The organism is Pedobacter sp. ASV12 (genome assembly GCF_016429155.1).
Taxonomy (GTDB): domain Bacteria; phylum Bacteroidota; class Bacteroidia; order Sphingobacteriales; family Sphingobacteriaceae; genus Pedobacter.
Genome location: NZ_JAELUC010000143.1, coordinates 1 through 4,605 on the forward strand (window position 1 = coordinate 1; position 4,605 = coordinate 4,605).

The 4,605-nt window shown below is 43.4% G+C and carries 4 protein-coding genes and 1 pseudogene; all 5 read left to right on the top strand.

Annotated elements, in window-relative coordinates; genetic code table 11:
• The first annotated feature begins 1,149 nt into the window (after positions 1–1,149).
• Positions 1,150–1,467, top strand: coding sequence for a DUF6922 domain-containing protein (locus tag JHD69_RS19050; protein ID WP_441339498.1), 318 nt, complete (start codon positions 1,150–1,152; stop codon positions 1,465–1,467).
• Positions 1,468–1,475: 8 nt separating this feature from the next.
• Positions 1,476–2,099 (top strand): nucleotidyl transferase AbiEii/AbiGii toxin family protein, encoded by a 624-nt coding sequence (locus JHD69_RS19055; RefSeq protein WP_199141928.1) that lies wholly within the window; start codon positions 1,476–1,478, stop codon positions 2,097–2,099.
• 350 nt (positions 2,100–2,449) lie between these two features.
• A pseudogene (locus tag JHD69_RS21565) lies at positions 2,450–2,578 on the top strand (hypothetical protein); the annotation flags it as partial.
• 96 nt (positions 2,579–2,674) lie between these two features.
• A complete protein-coding gene (locus tag JHD69_RS19065; RefSeq protein WP_199141930.1) occupies positions 2,675–3,592 on the top strand; it encodes a site-specific integrase in 918 nt (305 codons plus the stop codon).
• A gap of 720 nt (positions 3,593–4,312) precedes the next feature.
• Positions 4,313–4,549: an RNA polymerase sigma factor gene (locus JHD69_RS21570; RefSeq protein WP_199141931.1), complete on the top strand. Its 237-nt coding sequence runs from the start codon at positions 4,313–4,315 to the stop codon at positions 4,547–4,549.
• Positions 4,550–4,605 lie beyond the last annotated feature (56 nt).

A 4,605-nucleotide genomic window follows, 5' to 3' on the forward strand; every position in this document is an offset into this window, starting at 1 on the left:
CCCCCCCCCCCCCCCCCCCCCCCCCCCCCCCCCCCCCCCCCCCCCCCCCCCCCCTTTTTAGATGTGTATAAGAGACAGTTATAGTATAATTATTGCTCCCCTAGGTCCAAAACCATTTACATTTATCTCAATGTTATTATCAGTTAAATATCACGACATTGACATTTGGAGAGTGGGTTCTGGATCTGATATAAATATATACAATAGAGATCCAATATCTAAAGAGTGTTTTATTTTAAGTGAAATGCTTTGGTCGTCTAAATAGACAAATAAATCTGCTGGTTTAAAAGGAATTTTTCTATGAATATTTAATTATAATATTAAATATTTCAGCACAATCACATTGTAAACGTAACTTTTACATAAAAAAGCTACCTAACCATATTGTAGGCAAAGTCCCCTTATTTATAATTTGGGATCCCGCTAGATGGGACCGGAAGAAAAGCCGGGCGACGGGAAACAGGGAGGACGCCCAGCTGCTCAACGCGTTTATCGAATCCACCTGAGGGCCCTGGAGGCCAAGAACAGCCTTGCAGGGACCCGGATAGCGCCAACCGCGGATGCGATCATGAGGATCATTTCGGGGCTCTCTCCCGAAAAAAGGATGCTGCTGGAGACTTTCCGCGGATACATAGAAATGCGGCAGGGCCTGGCCGGATCCGCCTTCAGCGAGAACACCGTGAAGCGCTACGTTTCCACCCTGAACCACCTCCGGGCGTTTGTGCGTCTTGAGTATGGTGGAAAAACCACGAGCTAATGACCCCTCTTCGCCAAAAACAATCCAACATTTACTTTACTGACAATCAAAACATTATGAAATATCCTAAAATTAGCCAGATGGGGTCAATCAAATTGGTTTTGTCCAGTCTATTCTATGTCGTTCTGAAATTGGTGAAACGGGATCAGTTTTATTGGTTTGTTAGGCCAAGCTGCCAAATACTATAATTTGTTACTTTTCCTTAAGCTTGTTTGTTTATAACGAATTGGGAACCTATTTTTAGAAAATGCCGTCGTTAAGCACTAATAAAAATATAATCGACAGCAATAGACGTTTTGCGTCAGTCTGCATATTTTAAGGCCCTTCTTCTAAATCCTATTGCAATCGATGTTCCAAATCTCTATTTTTGCTGGGCAAACAATTGGCTCAGGATGTTTCTCGATAACTATAAAAGCTTTCCCGATTCGACAATCAGCCCCCGTCTTTTATGGGAGTATGACGCCAAACTCATAGATTACGGCAAAATGCGGAATATAGTTGTACAGAGGGTAATAGAAAGAGGCTGGCCAAACGACTGGTATGCAATGCTGAACCTCTATGGCATAGACGGTGTCGTCGATTCGATCAAAAACATCGCATTTCTGAACGATGTAGACATGCATTTTGTAAGCACCCAGTTCGACATACCATTAACGGAAATGAAATGCTACATACGGAAACAGTCAGCACTGGGACACTGGAGCTCTTAAAGACGCTTATGGCTGACGAACGGCTGGCTCCCTTTTTCCTTGTTGGAGGCACGGCCCTGTCTTTGCAGATCGGCCACAGGATCAGCATTGACATAGACCTGTTTTCCACAGACGGTTTTGAGGAAACGGAAATGCTGGAATACCTTCAAAAAAAATACGGCTTTCTCTCTGATTATTCGTACAAAAATACCCTGAAAGGCTCCATAGACAATGTGAAAGTAGACCTCATCACACACGCCTATCCCCTGCTTGGGCCATTGCTGGTTGAAGATGCCGTACGTATGGCCAGTCCGTTGGATATTGCCGCCATGAAGCTCAATGCAATAACAGGAGCCGGAGATAGGCTGAAGGATTTCATTGATTTGGCCTATCTGTCTTCCATTATGCCACTGAGAGACATGGTTGCAGCCTTTACAGGCAAATATCCTTTGACAAATCCGGTTATGGCTTATAAATCCCTAGTGTACCATGACAACATAAATTTCGACGAACCAATCCAGCTGATGAACAAAAGCTATTCTTGGGAAACGGTTTCCAAAAGACTAGGCGAGATGGGACGAAGGCCAGAAAAGCTTTTTGGCGAAATAAGCTACAGACAAAGGAACAGCCGAAGCAGGGGAAAGAAGAGATAAGCGGAAAAACCACTACATATTGATCTCCCACGTAAAAACAATCTGCCTTTTACCTTCTGGCAATCGTACCTTATTAAGGGCTTCCAAAATTGATCGAACCTGTTCAGGCAGGCAGGTTTACCCGATTGCCTCATAAAAAACAGATTATTTTATAGCATAGAAATTTTTACTTCTGTTTGCATATAATAATACAGGGTTCATCATAACCCAACATACGATTGCTAATTTGATCTGCCTCAAATGGCATAGGTCTATGTTGGAGAAAAGCTTCGGAATATTCTTTCACCTGAAGACCGAAATCACTGGTTTCTCCTTTCAGCCATGTTTACGTCAGGATTACCGTAGATCGGCTGGCAAAAGAAGTCTCGCTCAAATACAAATGGGAAGCGGAACGATGGGACGGCAAAAGAGGCAGGGCCATAGGCACCAGGGAGGACGCCAACACCGTCAATGCCTTTATTGATACCGTCCATCTGAAAATCCTGGAAATCAGGGGCAATCTTGTCCAGGCGGGAATCGGGGTAACCGCCGAGACCATAACAAAGGTCCTGCTGGGCCAGTCGGCCGAAAAGAAAATGTTGCTGGAAACCTTCGGGGAACATATCGACTCGCTGAAAAGGATGGTCGGATCTACCCACAGGGAACGGACCGTCCAGCGCTATGCCTCTACCCTTAACCATATCCGCACCTTCACGTTCCAAGAATATAAGACCAGGGACATCGAACTTGAAAGAATCGGACATGATTTTGTATCCAGGCTATATAACTGGTTCAGGGCGCAAAAAGAGTGCACGCACAACACTTCTGCAAGGTATATGGGCTATTTGAAGACCGTACTGATCTCCGCCCGCAGCAAGGGATGGATAAAAAAAGATCCCTTCGCCAACTTTAGCACTTCGCCAAAAGAACTGCCCGTAATTCCGGTCAACGAATCAGAACTGGAAAGGATGCAACGATGCACCAAGCTCAACAAAAAGCTGGCGACAGTCAGGGACATTTTCATTTTCTGCTGCTATACGGGGCTTTCCTACATAGACGTCAAGCGGCTCAGGCCTTCCGATATCAGAAGAGAAAAGAACGGGAGAAAATGGATAGTTATCAAAAGGGAAAAAACCGGATCGCTCTGCAAAATCCCGCTTTTGGAAATCCCCCTCAACATCCTCGCCCGATATAGGAGGCATCCTAGGACGATCCTTACAGGGACATCTCTTCCGGTACCGTCCAACCAAAAGATGAACGACTACATTAAAGAGATAGCGGTCCGTTCGCGCATCCGTAGGGACATCACCTGCCATCATGCACGCCATACCTTTGCAACTACCGTTACCCTTGCCAATGGCGTGCCCATTGAAACTGTATCGAAGATGCTCGGCCACAGCTCCATCAGACAGACCCAGCATTATGCCAAGGTACTTGACAAAAAGGTCGAGGAGGATATGTCCGAACTGCAGAAGAGACTTAAAAAAGAGGCCTACAAAATCGATGCTTTCTGAAACTAATCGTACCTGAACCAATAGGAAAAAAGAGAAATAGCCTTTTGTTTTGGGCTATGGAAAAATAGCGCACCCTGCGATGCGCAAAAATCCGAACCTTAATTTTTAGTCCCTCCTATTGCCAGTTAACGAAGGTTTGCTATCTTTGCATCACGTCTGGATGAGTTAGACAAGCTGTTAAAGTTCTGATTTTCAGTAATTTATAATACAAAAACGTTATTCGTGAGTCAACTTTTAAAAAAACTTACAACTAATTGAAAAACAATCAGTTATAAGAAAAAGTTTGAGTTCCGCTCTGAGTACATCAAAATCGAACAAAAGCCGATCAGATTATGATCGGCTTTTTTGTTGAGGACAACAATAGCACAACATTTCATATATTAATACAATATATTCAGTTGTTTATATTCTTAGCCTAAATCTTGGCCTGCTATTCATCTTTGAAAATTTCGGGTATATTTCTATTAGTGGAAAAACTACAAGCTATTGACCCCTCTTGGCCAAAAACAACCTAACAACTATTTAACTGGCAGTCGGCATATCCTATGTCGTTCTGAAATTAGCGAAAGAGGTCAATTTTATTGGTTTGCCCGCAGATGCCAATTTCGCTAAGTCTTATGCCAATTTTACTAATTTATTATCCATAAACATTAATTATTTTTGGAATTAACCATATATAAACCAAATTTCTTGGCGCTTTCGATTGTTTAGAACTTTTCTATGCTAGATTATAACATTTATTCGGATAATGAATTAGCATATCTGTTAAAAAATAGTGATAAACAAGCTTTTACGGAAATTTACAATCGATTTTACGGTATTCTTTATCGACATGCATACAAGAGTTTACCAGACTCCGAAGCACTAAAGGATGTGCTTCAGGAAGTTTTCGTTTATTTATGGAATAACCGAACAAATATAAAACCAGAAGAAAACCTGTCTCTTATACACATCTAAAAGAGGGGGGGGGGGGGGGGGGGGGGGGGGGGGGGGGGGGGGGGGGGGGGGGGGGG

Bases quoted from the DNA above. Each gene is read 5' to 3' on its own strand.
- JHD69_RS19065 (WP_199141930.1), top strand. From the start codon at position 2,675: ATGTTGCTGGAAACCTTCGGGGAACATATCGACTCGCTGAAAAGGATG.
- JHD69_RS19050 (WP_441339498.1), top strand. From the start codon at position 1,150: ATGTTTCTCGATAACTATAAAAGCTTTCCCGATTCGACAATCAGCCCC.
- JHD69_RS19055 (WP_199141928.1), top strand. From the start codon at position 1,476: ATGGCTGACGAACGGCTGGCTCCCTTTTTCCTTGTTGGAGGCACGGCC.
- JHD69_RS21570 (WP_199141931.1), top strand. From the start codon at position 4,313: ATGCTAGATTATAACATTTATTCGGATAATGAATTAGCATATCTGTTA.